This is a genomic window from Anaeromyxobacter soli (assembly GCF_022808855.1).
Lineage (GTDB): Bacteria > Myxococcota > Myxococcia > Myxococcales > Anaeromyxobacteraceae > Anaeromyxobacter > Anaeromyxobacter soli.
Map to the genome: position 1 here is coordinate 79,745 of NZ_JAKZLF010000015.1, position 20,228 is coordinate 99,972.

Here is a 20,228-nt window from a genome sequence, read left to right on the forward strand (position 1 = left end):
CGAATCACGCCGCCTTCGAGGCTACAGAGCCGCTACCCGCGCTCGCTGTAGACGACGAGCTTCTTGCCGACGAGGAGCTTGTGGCCGTTCGGGTTGTGGATGCCGTTCCAGCGGCAGAGCTCGGAGAGGTCCACGCCGAGCCGCTGCGAGATCGACCAGAGGGTGTCGCCCGCCTGGACGCGGTGGGTCGTGCGGGCGCGGCCGGCCGGGACGCGGACGGCGGTCCGGGCGCGGGCGCGGGCGGTGGTGGGCTCGAAGGTGGGATCACGATCGGCGGACGCCACGGCGGAACCAGCGCCGATCGGCTTCGGGATGAGGAGCTGCTGTCCCACGCGCAGCTTCTTCGCGGTCTTCATCCCGTTCATCTCCAGGATCCCCTGCATCGGGACGCCATGGCGATGCGCGATCGACGAGAGCGTGTCGCCGCGGCGGACGACGTGGCCCGCGAAGGTGAGCCGCACCTTGGGCTGCATGGCCGGCCAGCTCGCGGCGAAGGTCTCCGCGTTCGCCTTCGGGATCTTGAGGGAGTAGGGGCGCGGCGGCGTGCAGGAGCGGCGCAGCTCGGGGTTCAGGTCGATGAGCGCGCGCTCCTCGATGCCGGCGGCCTTGGCGAGCACGGAGAGCAGGGTCGCGGAGGGGATCTTCACCTCCTCGTACTCCGTCCACGACTGCTTCTCGATCTCCTCGTCGGTGAAGCCGAAGGCCTGCGGGTGCTTCGAGAGGATGGCGGCCGCCATGAGCTTCGGGACGTAGCCCTTCGTCTCGGGGTGGAGGACCTTCTTCCCCGGCTCCGCCGCCATGTCCCAGAAGTCGTCGTAGCCCGCGTCCTTCGCCCGCTGGATGCGGCCGCCGCCGCCGTTGTAGCCGGCCCACGCGAGGCGCCAGTCGCCGGTCTGCGTGTAGAGCTGCTTCAGGTAGCGGGCCGCGGCGCGCGCGGAGCGCTCCGGATCGCGGCGCTCGTCGACCCAGAAGTCCTGGCGCAGGCCGAACGCCTTGCCGGTCGAGGCGATGAACTGCCACGGCCCGGAGGCGCTCGCGTGGCTGTACGCGAAGTTGCCGAAGCCGCTCTCGATCATGGCGAGGTACACCGTGTCCTCCGGCAGCCCCTCCTCGCGCAGGATGGCCCGGTAGTGATCGAGGTAGCGGTGCGAGCGGCCGAGCCACTTCACGAAGTGTGCGCGCGCGGCGGGCGACTGGAAGAAGCGGACGTAGCCGACCACCGCCTCGTTCACGTCGATGGGGATGTCGTACTTCGCGCGGAGCTGGGCGAGGTCCATGTCCAGCTCGGGCAAGAGCTCGATGCGGCCGGCGCCGGTCTCGTGCGGCACCTTGCCCTCTACCGCCGCGTCCTTCGCGCCGTCGCGGACGTGCGCCTCCTCCTCGGCGCGGCGCACCGCCTCGATGTCCGCGGAGTCGCGATCGATCTCCTCCGCGATGGGCGGCTCGTCGGGCACGTCCGCCCAGGCCTCGATCTGCGGCGCCCGCGGCGCGGGGGCGGCGAGCTCGAGGGCCGTCTCCACGACCTCCGGTTCAGGCACGCTCGCAGGCGGCAGCACCTGCGTGGCCGCCGAGTGGGCGGCGCTGAGCGCGGCGGACCGCGAGGCGCGGGCCTCCGACGCGAGGGGCGCGGCGAGAACGGAAAGGACGAAAAGGGACAGGCGCGTCGGTCGCATCGCTCCTCGGCTGCTCAGGCGCCGGCCAGGGGGCCGGAGCCTCTCAGGGTTGACATGGTAGCGGCCAAACTACTGGGGTCAAAATCATGCGCTCGCTCGCCTACTTGCTCGGCTGCCCGTGGCCGGGGCCGAGGATGAGGGCGCGGTAGCGCGCGGGGTCGAAGCGAACCGACGCCTCCGGCGTGTGGCAGGCCCGGCAGCGCGTCGCCGGGACCTCGCGCGCGATGTGGCCGGGAGGATCCCGGACATGCGCGCTCGCTGGCCCGTGGCACGCCTCGCACTGAACCGCCTCCCGGCCCGCGACCTGCGCCACGCCGCACGCGCCGCCGGGCTCCTTCCAGCCGGTCACGTGACAGCGAACGCAGGCGAGGTCGAACTGCCGCCCTACGCGGACGAGCGTCTCGTACGCCGCCGAGTGGGCCGTCGTCTGCCAGTGAGACTGCGCATCGGGGTGGCACGCACGGCAGGCCCCTTTGCTGGCGCCCGCTCCGACGTACGACGAAACGCCCTTCGCCGGCGGGGGGCAGACCTCCCCGCGCGAGCGGGCGCGGGCGAGGTTCACCGCCGCGACCTCCCGGTAGTGCGCGTCGATCACCCCCCGGACGGCAGGGTCCTCGGGGATGTCCTTCGTGAGCGGGACGAAGCTGACGCGGAGCGCGGGCCGATCCGGCGGCGCCTCCGGGAGCGCGGCGGCGCGAAGCTCGCGCTCGCGCGCGTCGAGCTCGCGGAGCTTCGCCTCGAGGGCGGCCGCGAGCGGCGCCTGGCCCGCCGCGCGCGCGCGCGCGAGCCGGTCCGCGTACGCGGCGCGGCGCTCGGCGACGAGCGCGAGCTCCTCGTCGCGCTGCGACGCGCCCCGCAACACCTCGAACGGGCGGGAGAGATCGCCGCGCAGCCACAGGTCGATCCGCGCGAGCGACTGCCCGCGACCGGCCACCTGCACGACCGGGACCGGGGCCTCGAGCACGGCCCGGTCCTGGTCGTCGTCGATGAGGCGCTCGCGGTGGGCGGCGAGGAGGAGCGCGAGGCCCGCGCGGCGCGCCTCGTCCGCCCGGTCCAGGGCGGCGCGCGTGCCGCCGGCGTGCACCACCGCGACGCGCACCGGCGCAGAGGGCACCTTCCCGAGCGAGCCGAACCCGACCTGACCGCCGAGCACGGTCCCGTCCGTGAAGGGGATCCCGGTGGACCTCGCGAACCGCTCGCCCAGGAAGAGGTCCCGCTCGCCGGCGACGGCGGCGGCGAGCCCGAGCCGGCGCATCACGGCCCCGAGCGTGCGGGCGCGGAGGACGTCCTGATCGTGGGCCTCGGCGTCGGGAGGGAGCTCGAAGAGCAGGTCGCCGCCCGCGACGAAGAAGGTCGGCGTCCCCTCCGCCCGGATGCGCGCGAGCACCGTGGCGGCCCGGGCGAGGCCGCCCCGCTGGTCCTCGCTGCACCCGCACGGCTCCAGATAGCCCCCCACGTCCGCCGCATAGACGAGGGTCACGCGATCGGGGAGGCGGGGCTCGGGCCCGGACGAGGGCGCGGCACCGGCCGGGGCGGCCGCGACGGCGATCACGGCCGCGAGGGCGATCGCGGGGTTCGAGTTGCGCATGGGGGCTTCGCGGCTTAGCAGGGAACCGCCGGCCGCCTCGCGAATTCCAGGTTTCCCGCCCGTCGGCGGGAGTGCTAGATCCCGGCCGCCGCCCACGTTCCGCATGTCCGTCCAGATCGGCCCGTACTCGTTCTCCGGCAGGTTCTTCCTCGCGCCGCTCGCCGGGGTCTCCGACCGCCCGTTCCGCGCCATCTGCCGCGCGATGGGCGCGAGCTTCGCCTACACCGAGATGGTGAGCGCCCACGGCCTCGTCCACGGGACGCTCCAGACGGAGAGCTACCTCGATCGCGAGCCGGACGAGGACCCCTTCGCGGTGCAGATCTTCGCGTCCGAGCCGGACGTGCTCGCCCGGGGCGCGGAGGTGGCGGTCCGCGCCGGCGCCGGGATGATCGACGTGAACATGGCGTGCCCGGTGAAGAAGGTCTGCGGGACGGGCGCCGGCGCCGCGCTGGGGCGCGATCCGCGCCGCGTCGAGGAGGCGGTCCGCGCCATCCGCGCGGCGGTGCCGGTCCCGGTCACCATCAAGATCCGCGCCGGCTGGGACGACGCCGAGCTGAACTGCGTCGAGGTCGCGCGCGCCGCCGAGGCGGGAGGCGCCGCCGCCGTCGCGCTCCACGGCCGCACGCGGAACCAGATGTACTCAGGGCGCGCGCGCTGGGACCTCGTGCGCGCGGTGAAGGCGGCGATCTCCATCCCCGTCCTGGGTTCGGGGGACGTGTGGACGGCGGACGACGCGCTGCGCATGCGCGCGGAGACCGGCTGCGACGCGGTCCTCGTGGCCCGGGGCGCCTGCGGCAACCCCTGGATCTTCCGCGAGCTGCGCGCGGCCGAGCTCGGCGCGCCCCGCCCTCCGCCGCCCACCCGGGACGAGTGGGTCGGCACGGTGCTCCAGCACGTGCGGCTCCAGGTGGAGCACCGGCGGCGGCAGCGACCCGGCGACGATCCGCGCGAGGCCGAGCTGCTCGCGATCCGTGAGCTCCGCAAGCACCTCCTGTGGTACACCCGCGGCCGCCGTGGCGGCGTCCACTTCCGTCGCGACGCCGACCGCCTCAAGACCGCCGCGGACGTCGCGCAGGTCATCGAGGAGCACTTCCCGGCCGGCGGCGCGAGCTTCGAGCTGGACCCGGGGTTCCGCCGCGAGGAGGAGGGGGAGTGAAGCCCAGGGCCCTGCTGCTCGCCGACTCGGCCGAGCTCGCCGGCGCGTGCGCCGAGGCGGGCTTCGAGGTCGAGCGCGCGCAGACCGTCGCGGAGGGCCGCGCCCTCGCCGCGCGCGAGAAGTTCGCCATCGTGGACGCACGCATCGCGAGACCACGCCCGCTCGACGAGGAGCTCCAGCACCGCGTGGAGGCGTTCTTCGAGCGGCTGCGCGGCCACCCGGCCGGCGGGCTCTACGACTCGGTCATGCGCGAGGTCGAGAAGCCGCTCATCGCCGGCGCGCTCGCGCGCGCGAACGGCGTGCGCGCCGCCGCCGCGGCGGCGCTCGGGATCGATCGCGGCACGCTCGTGCGCCGGATGCGGGCGCTCGGGCTGGACGACACATGACCGAGCTGCAGTCCCTGGCCACGTACACCGGAGCGATCCTCGCGGGCGCCCTCGCCGGCGGGGCGCTCCCGCTCTTTGGCGCGATGCGGCGCTCCGACGTGCTGCTCTCGTTCTCGGCCGGCGTGATGCTGGGCGCCGCCTTCTTCCACATGCTCCCCGAGGCGGTCGAGGCGGGCGGCGCGGCGGCGCTGCCGTACGCGATGCTCGGCTTCCTCCTCCTCTACCTGCTCGAGCGCTTCGTGCTCGTGCACGTCTGCGCCGAGCCCGGCCCGGGCGGCGTCCCGGAGCTGGACCCGCACGTCCACGGCGCGCCCGCCCACGTCCATGTGCACGGCGACGCGACCGGCTGCGGCGTCCACACGATGGGGCTCGCCGCCTTCGTCGGGATGAGCCTCCACACGATCGTGGACGGGTTCGCGCTCGGCGCGGCGAACGTGGAGGCGGAGCTCGGGCTGCTCGTCTTCCTCGCCATCCTCGCGCACAAGATCCCGAACGCCTTCTCGCTCTCGGCGATCCTGCGCGCCGAGGGCTACACGCGCGGGCGCGCGCTCGCGATGAACGCCGCGTTCGCGCTGATGGTGCCGCTCGGCGCGGGGCTGTACGTCCTCCTGCGCGAGACGGTGCACGTGGAGGCGTTCACCTCGATCGCGCTCGCCGCCAGCGCGGGGACGTTCCTGCACCTGTCGCTCTCGGACATCCTCCCCGACCTCCACCGCCGCGGCGTCGCGCGCTGGCGGCTCTCGATTGCCATGATCGGCGGGCTCGTGCTCATGTGGGCGCTGCGCCTCCTGCGCGCGGGGCACGGGCACTGAAGACGCTCTCGGCCAGCCCGACGCGCTCGCCTCCTCACCCCACGGGCGGCTGCTCCCTGTGTGGCCCACCCGCGGCAGCCCGATCCGTTCCTGGCGATCGGCGCAGGAGGGGTGGAATGAGGCGGCGAGGGGAGGCTCCGATGAGAGGGTTCGTCGACGACATCGAGGACAGGACCGAGGAGAACACCGACTTCCGGCGCGTGCTCTACACCGGGAAGAACCTGCAGCTCGTGCTGATGGCGCTCCGCCCCGGCGAGGAGATCGGCGAGGAGGTCCACGAGGACCGGGACCAGTTCTTCCGGGTGGAGAAGGGACAGGGCGAGGTCTCGATAGACGGCAAGCGGACGAAGGTCGAGGGCGACTCCGCCATCGTCGTCCCCGCCGGCGCGCGCCACAACGTCCGCAACACCGGCGACGAGCCGCTGAAGCTGTACACGATCTACGCGCCCCCCGAGCACGTGGACGGGACCGTGCACGCCACGAAGGCCGCCGCCGACGCCTCGGAGGAGCACTTCGACGGACGGACCACGGAGTAGCGACGATCGTCGTCACCGCGGCAGCGCGAGCGTGAACACCGTCCGCTCGCCGGGGGCGGAGCGGACCTCGAGCGTGCCGCCGTGCGCGATCGCGATCGAGCGGGCGATGAACAGCCCCAGGCCGAGGCCGTCCTTCCCGCCGGCGCGGTCGCGCTCCCCGCGCCGGAACGGCTCGAACAGCGAGGGCTGGAGCTGCGGCGGGATGGGGGCGCCCTCGTTCGCGACCTCGATCACCGCTCGCTCGGCGTCCGCGCGCCACGAGACCTCCACCGTCGAGTCGCGCGGGCTGTAGTCGAGGGCGTTCGAGAGGAGGTTCGCGACGATCTGGCCGACGCGGTCCGGGTCCCACTCTCCGTGCACGTCCGGCGCGCCGGCCGCCCTCACCGCGCGCCCGGGGTGGGCCGCCTCGCACTCCTCGGCGACCACCTTGCACACCGCCCCGAGATCGCAGCGCCGCGGGCGGAGGGGGATCCCGGAGCCGCCCCGCACGCGCGCGTAGTCCACGAGCACCGCGATGATGCGCTGCATGCGGTCGGCGTTCCCGAGGATCCGCTCGCCGAGCCGCGACGCCGCCGCCGGATCGCCGGCCTGCCGCAGGAGGAGCTGGGCCGAGGCCGTGATCGCGGAGAGCGGGTTCCGCAGGTCGTGGCCGACGATCCCGAGCACGTTCCGCTGGAACTCCGCGGCCTCGCGCTCGGCGGTCACCTCGCGCACCAGCAGGCCGAGCCCGAGGGTCGCCCCCGCCACCCGCACCGGGTACCAGCTCTCGACCCAGTGGCGCAGGTGCCCGGGCGCGGCCGGCGTCTCGCCGGAGAGCTCGACGTCGATCTTGGGCTGGCCGGTGCTCAGGACCTCGCGGAACGCAGCCTCGACCTCGTCGTGCGGCATGTCCGGGAGCAGCTCACGCGGCCGCTTTCCGACGTGCGCCTCCGCCGGGACGCCGTTGATCTCGGCGAGCACGCGGTTCACGCGCGCGAAGCGCAGCTCGGGGTCGAGGAGCCCGATGCCGAGCGGCGCGTTGTCGAAGATCGCGTCCAGCACCGCGCGCACGCGCGCCTCCGCGGCGCGGGCGCCTCGCTCGGCGTCGAGCAGGCGCGCGCGGTCGAGCGCCTGCGCGCACTGCTGCGCGGCCGCGAGGATGAGCTCGCGCTCCTCGCGCCGGAACGCCCGCTGCGCGTCGAAGGCGAAGGACACGGCGCCGAGCACGCGGTCGCCGAGCTTCAGCGGGAGGGCGGCGAGCGCCTTCATCCGCGCGGCGTGAGGCGCGTAGCGGGGCAGCTCCGGGAAGGCGGCGAGGAGCTGCTCGGCGGTCTCGATCCAGATCGGCTCGCCGCCGCGCGCGGCGGCGGCGCCCGGCAGCGGCGCGTCGAGCGGCAGCGTGGCCAGCCGATCGCGGACCTGCTCCGCGCCGCCGATGGCGGCGGCCATGTGCAGGCGCCCCGCGGCCGCGTCGAGCACGTAGGCGACGGACGAGGACGCCCCGAGCGCCTCCTTCGCCTGCGAGACGAGGACCGCGGCGACCTCCGACACGGTGCTCGCCCCGGACAGCGCGGCGGTGACGGCCTGGAGCCGCTGGAGGCGATCGCGGGCCTGCTGCGCGCTCCGGCGCTGCGCGCGCTCCGCGTCGAGGAGCTGGGCCCGCTCGAGCGCCTGGGCGCAGTGCTCGGCGACGGAGAGGAGGAAGGCGCGCTCGTCGGGTTCGAAGGCGCGCGGCTCGGAGAACCCGAGCGAGAGGACACCCAGCACGTCCCGGTCGGCCCCGGCGATGAGCGGCAAGGCCACCCCGGCGCGCACCCCGTGCTCGGCCGCGATCTCGGACATCTCCGGGAAGTGCGCGTGGAGCTCCTCGTGCGAGCGGAACCAGACCGGCCCCCGGCTGCGGACCGCCTCCGCGACCGGGAGCGGCGCCGTGACGGGGACCCGCCCGAACCGCCGCCGGATCGCCTGCACCCCCGCCTCGTCGATCACGACGAGGGCGTCGCCCTCCTTCGTCCGGAAGGTCGTCACGCTCGCGCCCGCCGCGACGCGCACCCGCTCCACCACGACCCGCGCGATCTCCCGGGCGCCGCCGGCGCGCGCGAGCGCCGACGTCACGTCCTGGAGGAGCCCGAGCCGGAGCGCGATCGCCTGGGCCCTGTCGCGGGCCCGCTCCATCTCCTCCTCACGCTGGCGCGCGCCGCTCATGTCCGTCACGAGCGCGCAGACGCCCGGGCGACGGCCGTCCAGCTCCGGCATGGGGATGTACGAGCAGATCCAGCCGCGGGCGCGGTCGCCCGGAGGCGTTCCCTCGATGGGCACGTTGGTGCGGGGCTGCCCGGTCTCGAGCACCGCTCGCACGGCGGCCTCGACGCCCTCCACCGCCGCCCGGCGCGGGTCGTCCGGCCGGAGCTCCAGGATCTCACCCAGAGAACGGCCGACGTGCGCCTCGGGCGAGATCCCGTTCCAGGACGCGATCGCGTCGTTCACCCGCAGGAATCGAACGTCGGCGTCGAACAGCGCGATCCCGGTCGGCCCGTCCCACAGCGCGTCGATGAGCGCGCGCTTCAGCTCGCGGATCCTCGCCTGACCGGGTTCTTCGCCGCGCATGGCCGAACCGTCGAGCGTCCCCCTCGCTCACTTCTACGCCGCCTGTCCGTGCGGACGCACGCGTTGGAGCTTTGATCCCCAACGGAGTGCGGGCGACTCCCACGGTCAAGCGACGGCGACCTCCGGCGATCGCCGGATGCGAGGTCACGCGCAGCGGAGGGCCTCGGCGAGCGCTCGCGGACCGTGGCGAAACGCCTCGATCGCCTCGTCGGCCGGCGAGCGCCCGGACGCGGCGCGCTCGGCGAGCGGCGCCAGCCAGACGCGCTCGTCCTCGCCCCGCTGGCCGCAGCAGCTCTGGCGGCAGAGGCCGCCCGATGCGGCCTCGAGGAGCACGCGGGCGAGCTCCTGGATCGAGCGGCCGTCCGGTGCGCGCCCGGTCAGCCCCTCGCGCCCCGCGGTGCGCGTCAGCGACCGGCGCTCCGCCACCGTGAACGACCTCACGACGTCCCACGCCCAGGCGCGCGCCTGGCGGTCGTAGAGGATGCCCTTCCAGAACGCGAGCAGCGCCTTCGCCATGGGCGCGGAGCAGGAGTCGGCGCCGCGCACCTCCACGACGCCCTTCACCCGCACCTCCGGGAACACCGTCGTGAGGTGGTCCTCCCAGTCGGAGATCGTCGCCCGCTCGCCGGAGAGCCCCTCCGCGAGGAACTGCCGGAAGGTCCTGCCGCCCGTGTCCCGGTACGCGCCCGCGCGGCGCAGGAAGATCATGGGGACGTCGAGCGCCCACTCGGCGTAGCGGCGGTACGGATCCTCCTCGAACCCCGGCTCGAAGGCGAACGGCAGGATCCCGCAGCGCGCCGGGTCCGTCTCCTCCCAGACGGCGGTGCGGTAGCTCTTCCAGCCGATCTCGCGCCCCTGCACGATCGGGCTGTTCGCGTAGAGCGCGACCACCGCGGGCTGGATCGCGAGCGCGACGCGCAGCTTCTCAGCGAGGTCGTTCTCGCCCGAGAAGTCGAACGACGCCTGCGCCGACGCGGTCATGGCCATCATGTCCGGCGCGAGCCGGCCGCGGGCCGCGAGGAACGGGCGCATCACCTTGTAGCGGTTCTTCGGCATCCAGGGGCTCTCGGACGGCGTGCCCCATGGCCGGTACCCGCCGGCGAGGAACTCGACGCCCAGGTCCCGCGCCAGCTCGGCGCACTTCTCGATGTGCCGGTCGAGCTCGGCGGCCACGACGTGCACGTCGGCGAACGGCCGGCCCGAGAGCTCGAGCTGTCCTCCCGGCTCGATCGAGATCGTGAGGCCGTCGTTCTGGGAGGCGATGATCCGCCCCTCCTCCTCGAACGGCTGGTAGCCGAAGCGCGTGAACCCCCGGAGCACCTCCGCGACCCCGCCCGACCCCTCGTACGGCAGCGGCTCGAGCGTGCCGGCGCGGAGCATGAGCTTCTCGTGCTCGAGCCCGACCTTCCAGCTCTCGCGCGGCCGCTCGCGCGCGCGGAACCACGCGACGAGGTCTTCGACTCCGGCGATGGGCGGCGACTCGTGGATGCGGGCGTCGAGCGACATGCGGGCGGACTCTATAACGCCGCCCCGGCCCGCCCCCTGCGGAAATCTCGAGCCCGCGGACCGCCCGTCAGCGCTCCTCCGCGCGAACTCCTGCGCGGCCGGTGGCTGGTGGAGGGGAGAGGAGATCCTCGAGGAAGAACGCCGCGAGCTCCGCGCGCCCGGCGAGCCCGGCCTTCCGGTAGACCGCGAGCGCCTGCTGCCGCACCGTCCGCTCGCTCGTCCGCCGGAGGTCCGCGATGTCCTTGGAGGCGAGCCCCTTGAGGAGCAGGAGCGCCACCTCGCGCTCGGCCCCCGAGAGCCCCCACCGGGCGAACTGGTGATCGATCGCGGCGCCGAGCCCACGCACGTGCTCGTCCGACTCCAGGCGGAACCGGGCGAGGTCCGCCTCCGCCCGGCCCAGGTCCCGCTGGAGGGATCGCGCGCGCCTCCGGGCGACGAGCAGCTGGCCCCACAGCACGACCGTCCCGGAGAGGGCCGCCGCCATCACGGCCACCTCGAGGAGGAGGTGGGCGGTGGAGCCGCCCGCGCCCGCGTCGCTCACCACGTCGAGCCCGACGAGCAGCGTCACGGCGAGGAGGATCGCGGCGGGGACGGCGAGCATCGCGGGGCGGACGACCCCGTCATCCGCCGCAGGCGAGCGGGCGAGGTGCTTCATCGCGCTCGGGTTTTCTTCGTGCGTCATCCGTCGGATGGCGGCCGGACGCCCGCGCCGCCAAGGTCGCGGGAACCACCGGAGAGCGAACCATGCCGACCCTACCCCTGCACCCCGCCATCGTCCACCTGCCCCTCGGCCTCGCGCTGGCGATCCCGCTCGTGGCGCTCGCCCTCGCCATCGCCCACCTCCGCGGGCGCGTTCCCCGGATCGCGCTCGGCGTCCTGGTGGGGCTGCAGGCCCTCCTCGTCGCCTCGGGCGTGGTCGCGATGCAGCTCGGAGAGCGCGACGAGCGGCAGGTGGAGAGGGTCGTGGCGGAGCGGGTGATCGAGGCCCATGAGGAGCGTGCCGAGATCTTCGTCTGGGCGGCGGGGGCGGTGCTCGCCCTCTCGGCGGCGCTGCTGCTCGTGCCGGCGCGCCTCGCGCTCGGGCTCAGCGCGGCCGTCGCCGCGGGGACGATCGGCGTGGCCGCGCTAGGGGTGCGCACCGGCTCGGCGGGCGGCGAGATCGTGTACGCGCACGGGGGCGCGAGCGCGTTCGGGCCGTCGCCCGCGACGCCCGGAGGCGCGGTCGCTCCGGTGTCCGCACGCGCGTCGCGCGACGACGACTGACGGGCCCTCGGCCGGACCCGGCGAGGTCACCGCTCGCCTGCGACCCCGAACCCGGGTGTGGGTGCGGGCATGAAAACCACCCCGAGACGTTCTGTCCCCTGGCGGCGGGGGGTCACCGTTCTGCTTGCGGACCCCTACCCCCCACCCTATCCTCGGACGATACGTAGGTTTTCTCGCTTGCCCGCTCAAAGACCTCCCACGCCCAGGCGCCCCCGAATGATCCGCCCCTTCCGGCTGCTCACCACCCTCGCGGCCACGGCCGCCCTCGCGCTCGGCGTCACCGTCCGCTTCGTACGAGCGGAGCCCGAGGTCCCGCCGGCGGCCGTGGCGTATCGCGGCGCCGTCCCCGCGCACGCGAAGGCGGACGGCGCCGGCGAGTACCGCCTCGATCGCCTCCCGATCCTGTCGCAGGTGATCCTCGCGGTGAAGGACAACTACGTCGATCCCTCGCGCTTCGACCCGAAGCAGATGGTCGTGTCCTCGCTCGAGAGCGTGGAGCGGACGGTCGCCGAGGTGATGGTCCAGGGCGACGCGAAGTCGCCGAAGCTCACGCTCACGGTGGGCGCGGCGCAGCGCGAGCTCGACCTCACCGGCGTGGACTCCATCTGGAAGGTCCGCACCGCGCTCGGCGAGGCGATGGGGTTCATCCAGGAGCACCTCGTCGCGCACAAGGAGCTGAAGGAGATCGAGTACGCGGCGGTGAACGGGCTGCTCTCCACGCTCGACCCGCACACGAACCTGCTCGAGCCCAAGTACTTCAAGGAGATGAAGCTCCAGACCCGCGGCGAGTTCGGCGGGCTCGGCTTCGTCATCGCCATGCGCGACGGGAACCTCACCGTCGTGAAGGTGCTCAAGAACACCCCGGCGCAGCGGGCAGGCATCAAGGCGCGCGACGTCATCGCCCGCATCGAGGAGCAGTCCACGGTCAACATGGACCTGCAGGACGCCGTCGACCGGCTGCGCGGCAAGCCGCAGACGAAGATCTCGATCACGGTCCAGCGCAAGGGCACGGACGCCCGCAAGCTCTCCCTGCTGCGCGAGGTCATCAACGTCGAGACGGTCGCCCAGGCGAAGCTGCTCGACGGCAACATCGGCTACGTCCGCCTGTCCCAGTTCTCGGCCAACACGACGCGCGACCTCCTCACCGCCCTCCAGCAGCAGCGCGCCCAGGCGGGCGGCAAGCTCGAGGGCCTCGTGCTCGACCTGCGCGGGAACCCGGGCGGCCTGCTCGAGCAGGCGATCCAGGTCTCGGACCTGTTCCTCTCCCAGGGCGTCATCGTGAAGACGGTCGGCGGCGGCGACCGCCAGCGGATCCACGAGGTGAAGGAGGCGAGCGGGGAGACGAGCGACCTCACGAGCCTGCCCCTCGTCGTCATCGTGAACAACAGCTCGGCCTCGGCGAGCGAGATCGTCGCGGGCGCGCTCAAGAACAACGGCCGCGCGCTGGTCATCGGGCGCCAGACGTTCGGCAAGGGGTCGGTGCAGGTCCTCGACGACCTGAACGATCCCACCGGCTCGGGCGAGCAGTCCGCGCTCAAGCTGACCATCGCGCAGTACCTCACCCCCGGTGACGTGTCGATCCAGGAGGTCGGCATCACGCCGGACGTCATGCTCCTCCCCGGCCGCGCGCTGAAGGAGCAGGTGAACTTCTTCGCGCCGCCGCGCTCGATGGGCGAGGTGGACCTCGACCGTCACCTCATGAACCCCGCCGACTCCTCGCCCGCCGAGGTCGCGAAGGCCGAGGCCAAGAAGAAGCGGGTCGAGAAGGCGCCCCTCGAGCTGCGCTACCTCCTCGACGAGAAGGAGGACCAGGTCGCGAAGGCGCTGAAGCGCGACGTCGCCGCGCAGGCCGCGGAGGCCCACGACGAGGGCATCGAGCAGCAGCTGACGCCCGAGCAGATCGAGGACGAGGAGGCGGAGGCCGATCCCGACCGGCTCGTCGAGGACTACCAGATCCGGTTCGGCCGCGAGCTCCTGAAGCGCTCGCCGCTGCCGGATCGCGCGCGCCTCATGGAGGCCGCGAAGGCGCTCGTCGCCGAGCGCCAGGCGCAGGAGGAGACGCGGCTCGAGAAGCGGCTCCAGGAGCTGGGCGTCGACTGGGCGCCGGCCGCGCCGACGCAGGGCCGCGGGGCGGCGCGCGCCGCCGTCACGCTCACCCCGGCGCCGGGCAAGGATCACCGCGCCGGCGACACGGTGCCGTGGACGGTGACCGTCGAGAACAAGGGCGACGCGCCGTTCCGGCGCCTCCGCGCCTGGAGCACCGCCGAGAAGAACCCGCTCCTCGACCGGCGCGAGTTCGTGTTCGGCAACGTGCCGCCGGGCGAGCGGCGCAGCTGGACGGTGCCGCTGCGGCTGCCGAAGGGCATGGACAGCCGGCGGGACGAGATCTCGCTGCACTTCGAGGACGAGGGCGGCCACGCCCCGGCCGACCTGGCGACGAGCCTCGGGGTGGTCGAGGTGCCGAAGCCCGTGTTCGCGTTCAGCGTGCAGATCGAGGACCGCCAGGGCGGCAACGGCGACGGCCTCGCGCAGCGCGGCGAGACGTTCGACGTCCGGGTGGACGTCCGCAACGCCGGCACCGGCGCGGCGGGCGACAAGACCTGGGTCTCGCTCAAGAACCTCGGCGACGACAAGGTCTTCATCAAGAAGGGGCGCGAGGCGCTCGGCGCGCTCAAGCCCGGGGAGACGAAGTCCGCGCGCATGGAGGTCGAGCTGCGGCGCGGCTCGAAGAGCGACACGCTCCCGCTCCGCGTGATGATCGTGGACGAGAAGATGGAGGAGTACGTCTCCGAGAAGCTCGACTGGCCCGTCGCGAAGGACGAGCAGGCGCGCACGGCGGCGTCCGGCTCGGTCCGGGTCGAGGCCGCCGAGGCGACGCTCCGCTCCGGCGCGAGCGCGTCGTCGCCGGCCATCGCGACCGCCAAGCGCGGCGCGGTGATCCCGGTGGACGCGAAGATCGGCGAGTTCTACCGGGTCGAGTGGCAGAAGGGCCGGTTCGCCTTCGTCCCCGACTCCGAGGTGCGCGCCGCGCGCGGCCCGCGCTCCGGCGTCGTCGCCGCCGCGTGGCAGCGCGAGCCGCCGCGCATCGCGCTCGTCCCCGATCCGCAGAAGGGCGCGCCGGTGGTGGAGGGGGATCACTGGAAGCTGCAGGGCACGGCGCTCGTGCCGCCCTCGTCCGATCCGGACGCCCGCCTGCGCGACGTGTTCGTGTTCGTGAACGAGCAGAAGGTGTTCTTCAAGGTGCTCCCGGAGAGCACGGCCGCCGCGAAGCTCGACTTCACGGCGGACATCCCGCTCGAGACCGGCAACAACGTGGTCACGGTGTTCGCGCGGGAGGACGACGAGTTCCAGAGCCGCAGGAGCATCGTCGTCTACCGGCGCCCGGCCGCCGAGGTGGCGACGGACGGCACGCAGAAGACGAGGCAGGCCCAGTAGACGGAGCTGCTGGCGGGTGGTGGGAGCGGAGGGCCGCGCGGCGACGCGCGGCCCTTCGTGCATCAGCCCGCGGCGGCCCGCAGCCGCTCGTTCTCCGCCTCGAGCGCCGCCACCCGCTCCTGCAGCCGCGCGAGCGCGGCCTCCACCTCGGCGGCGTCGAGCTTCCGCGGGATGTGCTGCGGGCAGTTCACGTCCCAGGCCTCCACCGTGAACAGGACCGCCTGCTCGGGCGTGGCACGGTAACCCTCGGGCATGAGGCGCGCGACGAGCGCGGGATCGTCCTCGACCACCCGGGCGCGTCCCCAGATCTTCACCCGCGTCCGGGTCTCGTAGTCCATGAGGAAGAGGAACGCCCGGTCGTTCTCGGCGAGGTTCCCCGTCGTGACGTACTGCCGGTTTCCCCGGAAGTCGGCCCAGGCGATCGTGTGCGGGTCGAGCACGCGGAGGAAGCCCCTCGGACCGCCGCGGTGCTGCACGTACGGCTGACCCGCCGCGCTCGCCGTCGCGAGGTAGACGCTGTCGCGCTCCGCGACGAACCGGGCGAGCTCGTCGTCGAGCTCCGTCCCGAAGCCTCCGCGGCGCTCCAGGCGCGCGTAGGCCTCCCGCGATCCCCTGCGGGCCTGGACCGCCTTGACGGCCGGCGTGAACGCGACGTCGCTCGAGGGGCGGTGCATCTCGCGGCTCCTTGCGGGTGAGGTGGGGTCCGGCCGGTCTCCCGTCCGGACCCCAGGGTTCGGTCACGCGGCCTTCGCCCCGCTCGCGTGCACGACGGGGAAGTCGATCTCGGTCCCGGCGACCTCGTTCAGATAGTTCGTGAACACGGTCAGCGCCGCGTTCGCGACGAGCTCGACGAGCTGCCCGTCGTCGAGGCCGGCGGTGCGAGCCTCCGCGAGATCGGCGTCGTCGACGCGGCCGCGCCGCTCGATGACGCGTCCGACGAACCGCAGCGCCGCCTCGTCGCGCGGGTTCGAGGCGCGCCCCTGCCGCGCGCGCTCGAGCTCTGCGGGCGGGAGCCCGAGCCCCGCCCCCAGCGCGCTGTGGGCCGAGAGGCAGTACTCGCACCCGTTCGCCTCAGAGACGGTGAGCGCGATCTGCTCGCGCAGCCGCGCACGGATGCGTCCTCGCGCGAGCGCGCCCGCGAGGCCGAGCACGCCCTCGAGCGCCGCGGGCGACTGGGCGATCACGCGGTAGAGGTTCGGGGTCGCGCCCAGGCTCCGCTGCACGCCTTCGAGCAGCTCGCGGGCACGGCCTTCGGCGGTGGAGGGATCGACGGGGGGAATGCGGGACATGGCGTCTCCTGGTGGGGTGAGGCCGCACGAGGTGCGGCGCGTGGGTGCCCATGGAGTTGCGGCCGCGAGCCCGCCGGAACAATGGACGCTGTCGCAGGACACTCTTGCGCTCGGGGGAATGACGCATGGACCGGATCGACGCCTGGGCGACGTTCGCCGCGGTGGCAGAGGGACGGAGCTTCGCCGCGGCGGCCCGGCGACTGGGGCGGTCGCCCGCCGCCGTCACGCGGGCGGTGGCCGCGCTCGAGGAGCGGCTCGGAGCGCGGCTGCTCAACCGCACCACGCGCTCGGTCGCGCTCACGGACGTGGGCGCGCGCACGCTCGAGGCGGCGCGGCGCGCGCTCGCCGGGTTCGAGGAGCTGGAGGGCGCCGCCGCGGCGGAGCGGCAGGAGCCGCGCGGGCGGCTGGGCGTGACCGCGTCGGTCGTGTTCGGGCGGCTGCACGTGCTCCCGATCGTGCAGGCGTTCCTGCGCGATCACCCGTCGGCGAGCGTGGAGCTCCTCCTGCTCGACCGCGTGGTGTCGCTCGTGGACGAGGGGCTCGACGTGGCGGTGCGCCTCGGCCGGCTGCCCGACTCGTCCCTGAAGGCCCTCCGCGCGGGCGAGGTGCGGCGCGCGGTCTACGCGAGCCCCGGGTATCTCGAGGCGAACGGGACGCCACGCTCGCCGCAGGCGCTCGCGAGCCACGCGTGCGTCGCCTGCACCTCGGTGACGCCGGCCCCCCATCGCTGGACGTTCGGGCGCGGGGGCCGGAGCTTCGCCGTGGCCGTGTCCCCTCGCCTCGTGGTGAACACGGCCGAGGCCGCCATCGACGCGGCCGTCGCCGGGCTCGGCCCGACGTGCGTGCTCTCGTACATGGTGGACTCGCACGTCCGCGCCGGCCGGCTGCGGCGGATCCTGGAACCGTACGAGCCGCCGCCCGTGCCGGTCCAGGTGGTGATCCCGGCGGGCCGGTTCGTGACCCCGCTCGTGCGTGCCTTCGTGGACCGGGCCGTGGAGGCGCTGCGCGAGAAGCTCGGCGCGCTCGCCGCCTGAACCTCGCCGGCACCCTGTCACGGACAGGTCTCGGGGAAGTTCGCCGCCCCGCTGACGAGCTGCGCCGCCGGGTCGAGCGGCGGCGCGAACGGGACGTTCTCGTCCACGAGCACGTGGCCGTGCACGTCGGTCGCCCGGATCGCGAGCGGCCCGGCGATCTGGACCCCGGCGCCCACGAACAGGTTCGTGCCGCTCCGCTCCAGGGTGCGGAAGGTCGCGTCGCCCGCGCCCCGCGCCTCGAGGGCGGCGATGGGGTGGCGGTGATCCATCGGCACGATCCCGAACCACCACGCGTTCGAGGCGGGGCTGAACCGGTAGCGGATCGGGCCGTCCACCGGACAGGGCACGGTGCGCCAGGTCACGTCCACGCGGCCGGCAGCGGGATCCGCGACCCGCGCGAACGTCGCTGCGCCGAGATCGAGCGCGGCGTCGGCGCAGGAGGGACAGGAGTCCACCACCACCGCGGTCGCCTTCCCCAGCGGCCCGGTGATCTCGAGGCAGGTCCCGCACGCCGCCGAGGCGGCGAACACCACGGGCGAGACCGCCACGGCGAGGGCCGGCGCCGGATCCCACCCGCACGCCCCCACGCCCGAGGCGTCGTAGGAGGTGGCGCTGCCGGTCTTCTCCGGGCCCGCGGGACAGAGGGCCGGTCCTCCCCCGCCTCCCGGGTCGCCGCCGTCCTTGCCGCCACCTCCGCAGGCGGAGAGCGCGAAGACGAGCAGGGACGCGGTGATCCGGGAGCATGGGCGCATGGGCTTCGGTGTTTGCTGCGGGGTGACCTCGCGCGCAACCCCGGCGCGGGGTGAACGAACCGTGAAACCGGATGTGCGCCCCGGGCGCACATCGCGGAGCGGCGGGAGCGGCCGGCGCCCGGGTCGGGCGGGCCGGATTTTCCCAACCCCTCGCCCCTCCGCTAGAATTCGGCACATGGCGGAGGTGAGAAAAGACGCCTCCGCCCCATCCTCCGCCCCCGGGACGAGGAGCGGGGCGGGGTTCGAGCTCCGCCTCGAGCGCGGCGGCGCGTTCGTCCGGCTCGCCGATCAGCCCATCTCGCCCGGCGTGCGGCTCGAGGCGCTCACCCTCGAGGTCCCCGACGTCCGCTTCCCGTTCGACGTCGGCAAGGGCTCGGGCCAGTTCCGCCACCGGCTCTCCGACCTCTTCGAGCTCTCCATCGCGATCGAGCCCGGCGTCGCCGAGGCGGCGCTCGCGTCGGCCAGCCTCGCCGCGTTCGGCGTCGAGGACGTGCGCATCGCGCTCCGCCCCGGGGCGGCGGAGATCGCGGCGCGGCTCTCGGGCGGACCTCCCTTCACGCTCCTCGCCGGGCTCGTCCCCGCAGGCGCGCAGGGCGCCGCGCTCGTGTTCCACTCCCCGCGCGTCTACGGCCCGGCGCCGATCCCGCCCGCGATGCTCCCCCACCTCGCCCGCGGCGTGCTCGATGCGGTCGGCGGGGAGGCCGTGCTGCGCGATCCGCTCCCGGTCCTCCTGCGGCGCGTCCTCGCGCCGCGTGGCTGGAAGCTGCCGCGCGCGGCGGGCGTCCCGCTCTCGCGCGCGGAGATCATCGAGGGGGCCGTCCGGCTCGCCTGGAGCCGCGGGGCGGCCGGCCCGGCGGCGGTCTCGCCCGAGCCCGAGCTCCTCGCGGCCGAGGAGGGCGCGCGGACCTTCCGCGAGGCGGAGGCGCGGCTCGCCGCCGGCGACGCAGCGGGCGCACGGGAGCGGTACCTCGCCGCCGGCTCCGCCGCGAGCGCGCACCCCTTCGCCGCCGAGCGGCTCCTCTCGCTCCTCGCCGCGGAGGACCGCTTCCACGACGAGGCGCTCGATCTCGCCGCCGAGTGGCTCGCGCGGCGCCCGGGGTTCTTGCCGGCGCTCGCCGCCGAGGCGTCGATCCGGCTCGCCCGCGGCGAGCCCGAGAAGGCCGCCCGCGCGCTCGCCGCCCTCGCCACCGGCGCGGCCGCGCGGGGCGAGACGTTCTCGGCGCTCGCCGCCGCGGAGGTCGCCCTCGCCCTGCCCGGCGCGGCGCGCGAGGACGCGCTGCGCGCCGCCGAGCTCGCCCTCTCCGTCCGGCGCGATCACGTCCCGGCGCTCCGCGCCCTCCGCGCGCTGGCCCTCGCCGCGGGGGACCGCGAGGGGCTCCTCCACGCGCTCCGCCGGCTCGTCGCGCACGATCCCGACGCGGCGGAGAAGGCGCGCGCTCACGCCGAGCTCGGCGCGCTGCTCCTCGAGGCGGACCCGCCCGCCGCGCGCCTCCACCTCGACCAGGCGCTCCGGCTCGCGCCCGAGGATCCCGGCGCGCTCGGCGCGCTCGCGCGCGCGTGCAGCGCCGCGGGCGAGCCGCTGCGCGCGGTGCGCGTCCTCGAGCGGCTCTGCGCGGCCGAGCTCGCGCGCGGCGATCGGGCCGCGGCCGCGGCCGCGGCGACGGAGGCCGGGGTCCTCTGGGAGGAGCGGCTCCAGCACCCCGAGAACGCGCTCCTGCGCTTCCGCGAGGTCTGCGAGCTCGCCCCCTCGCCCGACGCGCACGCCCGCGCGGCCCGCGCCGCGGAGGCCGCCGGCCAGTGGGCGGAGGCCTCCGAGCACCACGCCGCCGTCGTCGCCGCGCTCCCGCCCGGCGCGCCGGGCGCGGCCGAGCTGCTCGTCCGCACGCGGCTCGCGCTCGCGGACGTCGCCGAGCGGCGCCTCGCCGATCCCGCCGCGGCCGTCGCCCACCTCGAGGCCGCCGCCGCGCTCGCGCCCGACCGCGCCGAGCTCCTCCGCCGGCTCGCCGCGCTCCACGGGACGCTCGGGCGGCACGAGGGCGTCCTCGCCGCGCTCGACCGCCTCGCGCCGCTCGCGTCGCCGGGGCCGGAGCGCGCCCTCGTGCTCGCCGGCGCCGGCCAGGCGGCGCTCGAGCTCGGCCGCGCCGCCGACGCCCGCAGCCGCCTCGCCGCCGCGCTCGCCTCCGACGAGCGCTGCCGCCCGGCGCTCGAGGGG

The 20,228-nt window shown here is 74.9% G+C and carries 15 protein-coding genes and 1 pseudogene; 8 read left to right on the forward strand and 8 right to left on the reverse strand.

Going from position 1 to position 20,228, the window contains the following annotated elements; translation table 11 throughout:
• Positions 1 to 32: 32 nt before the first annotated feature.
• Positions 33 to 1,673 carry a lytic transglycosylase domain-containing protein gene (locus tag MLV88_RS12480; RefSeq protein ID WP_242356221.1) on the reverse strand — a complete coding sequence of 547 codons (1,641 nt, stop codon included), beginning with the start codon at positions 1,671 to 1,673 and terminating at the stop codon, positions 33 to 35.
• Positions 1,674 to 1,773: 100 nt separating this feature from the next.
• Positions 1,774 to 3,261, reverse strand: coding sequence for a cytochrome c family protein (locus MLV88_RS12485; protein ID WP_242356224.1), 1,488 nt, complete (start codon positions 3,259 to 3,261; stop codon positions 1,774 to 1,776).
• 103 nt (positions 3,262 to 3,364) lie between these two features.
• Between MLV88_RS12485 and dusB the strand changes: the two genes are divergently transcribed.
• The 4 genes from dusB to MLV88_RS12505 all read left to right on the forward strand — a co-directional run bounded on the left by dusB (position 3,365) and on the right by MLV88_RS12505 (position 6,151).
• Positions 3,365 to 4,417 carry a tRNA dihydrouridine synthase DusB gene (dusB, locus tag MLV88_RS12490; protein ID WP_242356225.1) on the forward strand — a complete coding sequence of 351 codons (1,053 nt, stop codon included), beginning with the start codon at positions 3,365 to 3,367 and terminating at the stop codon, positions 4,415 to 4,417.
• Entirely contained in the window at positions 4,414 to 4,803 is a 390-nt protein-coding gene (locus MLV88_RS12495) for a helix-turn-helix domain-containing protein (protein WP_242340266.1), read from the forward strand. The genes dusB and MLV88_RS12495 overlap by 4 nt, the downstream gene beginning before the upstream one ends.
• Entirely contained in the window at positions 4,800 to 5,615 is an 816-nt protein-coding gene (locus MLV88_RS12500) for a ZIP family metal transporter (protein WP_242340265.1), read from the forward strand. The genes MLV88_RS12495 and MLV88_RS12500 overlap by 4 nt, the downstream gene beginning before the upstream one ends.
• A gap of 140 nt (positions 5,616 to 5,755) precedes the next feature.
• Positions 5,756 to 6,151: a cupin domain-containing protein gene (locus MLV88_RS12505; protein ID WP_242340264.1), complete on the forward strand. Its 396-nt coding sequence runs from the start codon at positions 5,756 to 5,758 to the stop codon at positions 6,149 to 6,151.
• A gap of 12 nt (positions 6,152 to 6,163) precedes the next feature.
• Here the strand turns inward: MLV88_RS12505 and MLV88_RS12510 are convergent, their stop codons facing one another.
• The 3 genes from MLV88_RS12510 to MLV88_RS12520 form a co-directional block, all read right to left on the reverse strand.
• Positions 6,164 to 8,737, reverse strand: coding sequence for a PAS domain-containing protein (locus tag MLV88_RS12510; protein ID WP_242356231.1), 2,574 nt, complete (start codon positions 8,735 to 8,737; stop codon positions 6,164 to 6,166).
• Positions 8,738 to 8,881: 144 nt separating this feature from the next.
• Positions 8,882 to 10,243: a glutamate--cysteine ligase gene (locus tag MLV88_RS12515; protein WP_242356233.1), complete on the reverse strand. Its 1,362-nt coding sequence runs from the start codon at positions 10,241 to 10,243 to the stop codon at positions 8,882 to 8,884.
• A gap of 67 nt (positions 10,244 to 10,310) precedes the next feature.
• Complete coding sequence (locus MLV88_RS12520; protein WP_243337615.1) at positions 10,311 to 10,898, reverse strand: helix-turn-helix transcriptional regulator; 588 nt, start codon at positions 10,896 to 10,898, stop codon at positions 10,311 to 10,313.
• An 89-nt stretch (positions 10,899 to 10,987) separates the two neighbouring features.
• On the opposite strand from MLV88_RS12520, the gene MLV88_RS12525 reads away from it, so the two are divergent.
• Positions 10,988 to 11,506 (forward strand): hypothetical protein, encoded by a 519-nt coding sequence (locus tag MLV88_RS12525; protein ID WP_242356238.1) that lies wholly within the window; start codon positions 10,988 to 10,990, stop codon positions 11,504 to 11,506.
• 216 nt (positions 11,507 to 11,722) lie between these two features.
• Positions 11,723 to 14,941, forward strand: a complete 3,219-nt coding sequence (locus MLV88_RS12530; RefSeq protein ID WP_242340259.1) for an MXAN_5808 family serine peptidase — start codon at positions 11,723 to 11,725, stop codon at positions 14,939 to 14,941.
• A gap of 62 nt (positions 14,942 to 15,003) precedes the next feature.
• On the opposite strand, the gene MLV88_RS12535 is transcribed toward MLV88_RS12530, so the two are convergent.
• Both MLV88_RS12535 and MLV88_RS12540 read right to left on the reverse strand, forming a co-directional pair.
• On the reverse strand, positions 15,004 to 15,615 hold the full coding sequence (locus MLV88_RS12535; protein ID WP_242340258.1) for a pyridoxamine 5'-phosphate oxidase family protein: 612 nt from the start codon (positions 15,613 to 15,615) through the stop codon (positions 15,004 to 15,006).
• Positions 15,616 to 15,678: 63 nt separating this feature from the next.
• The gene (locus tag MLV88_RS12540; RefSeq protein ID WP_242340257.1) at positions 15,679 to 16,230 is read right to left on the reverse strand and encodes a carboxymuconolactone decarboxylase family protein; all 552 of its coding nucleotides are present in this window, start codon (positions 16,228 to 16,230) and stop codon (positions 15,679 to 15,681) included.
• 125 nt (positions 16,231 to 16,355) lie between these two features.
• Between MLV88_RS12540 and MLV88_RS12545 the strand changes: the two genes are divergently transcribed.
• Positions 16,356 to 17,264 (forward strand): LysR family transcriptional regulator, encoded by a 909-nt coding sequence (locus tag MLV88_RS12545; RefSeq protein WP_242340256.1) that lies wholly within the window; start codon positions 16,356 to 16,358, stop codon positions 17,262 to 17,264.
• Between the two features lie 17 nt (positions 17,265 to 17,281).
• Here MLV88_RS12545 and MLV88_RS12550 read toward each other — a convergent pair whose 3' ends face one another.
• A complete protein-coding gene (locus tag MLV88_RS12550) occupies positions 17,282 to 18,016 on the reverse strand; it encodes an expansin EXLX1 family cellulose-binding protein (protein ID WP_242340255.1) in 735 nt (244 codons plus the stop codon).
• A gap of 175 nt (positions 18,017 to 18,191) precedes the next feature.
• On the opposite strand from MLV88_RS12550, the pseudogene MLV88_RS12555 reads away from it, so the two are divergent.
• Positions 18,192 to 20,228, forward strand: a pseudogene (locus tag MLV88_RS12555) (hypothetical protein); the annotation flags it as partial.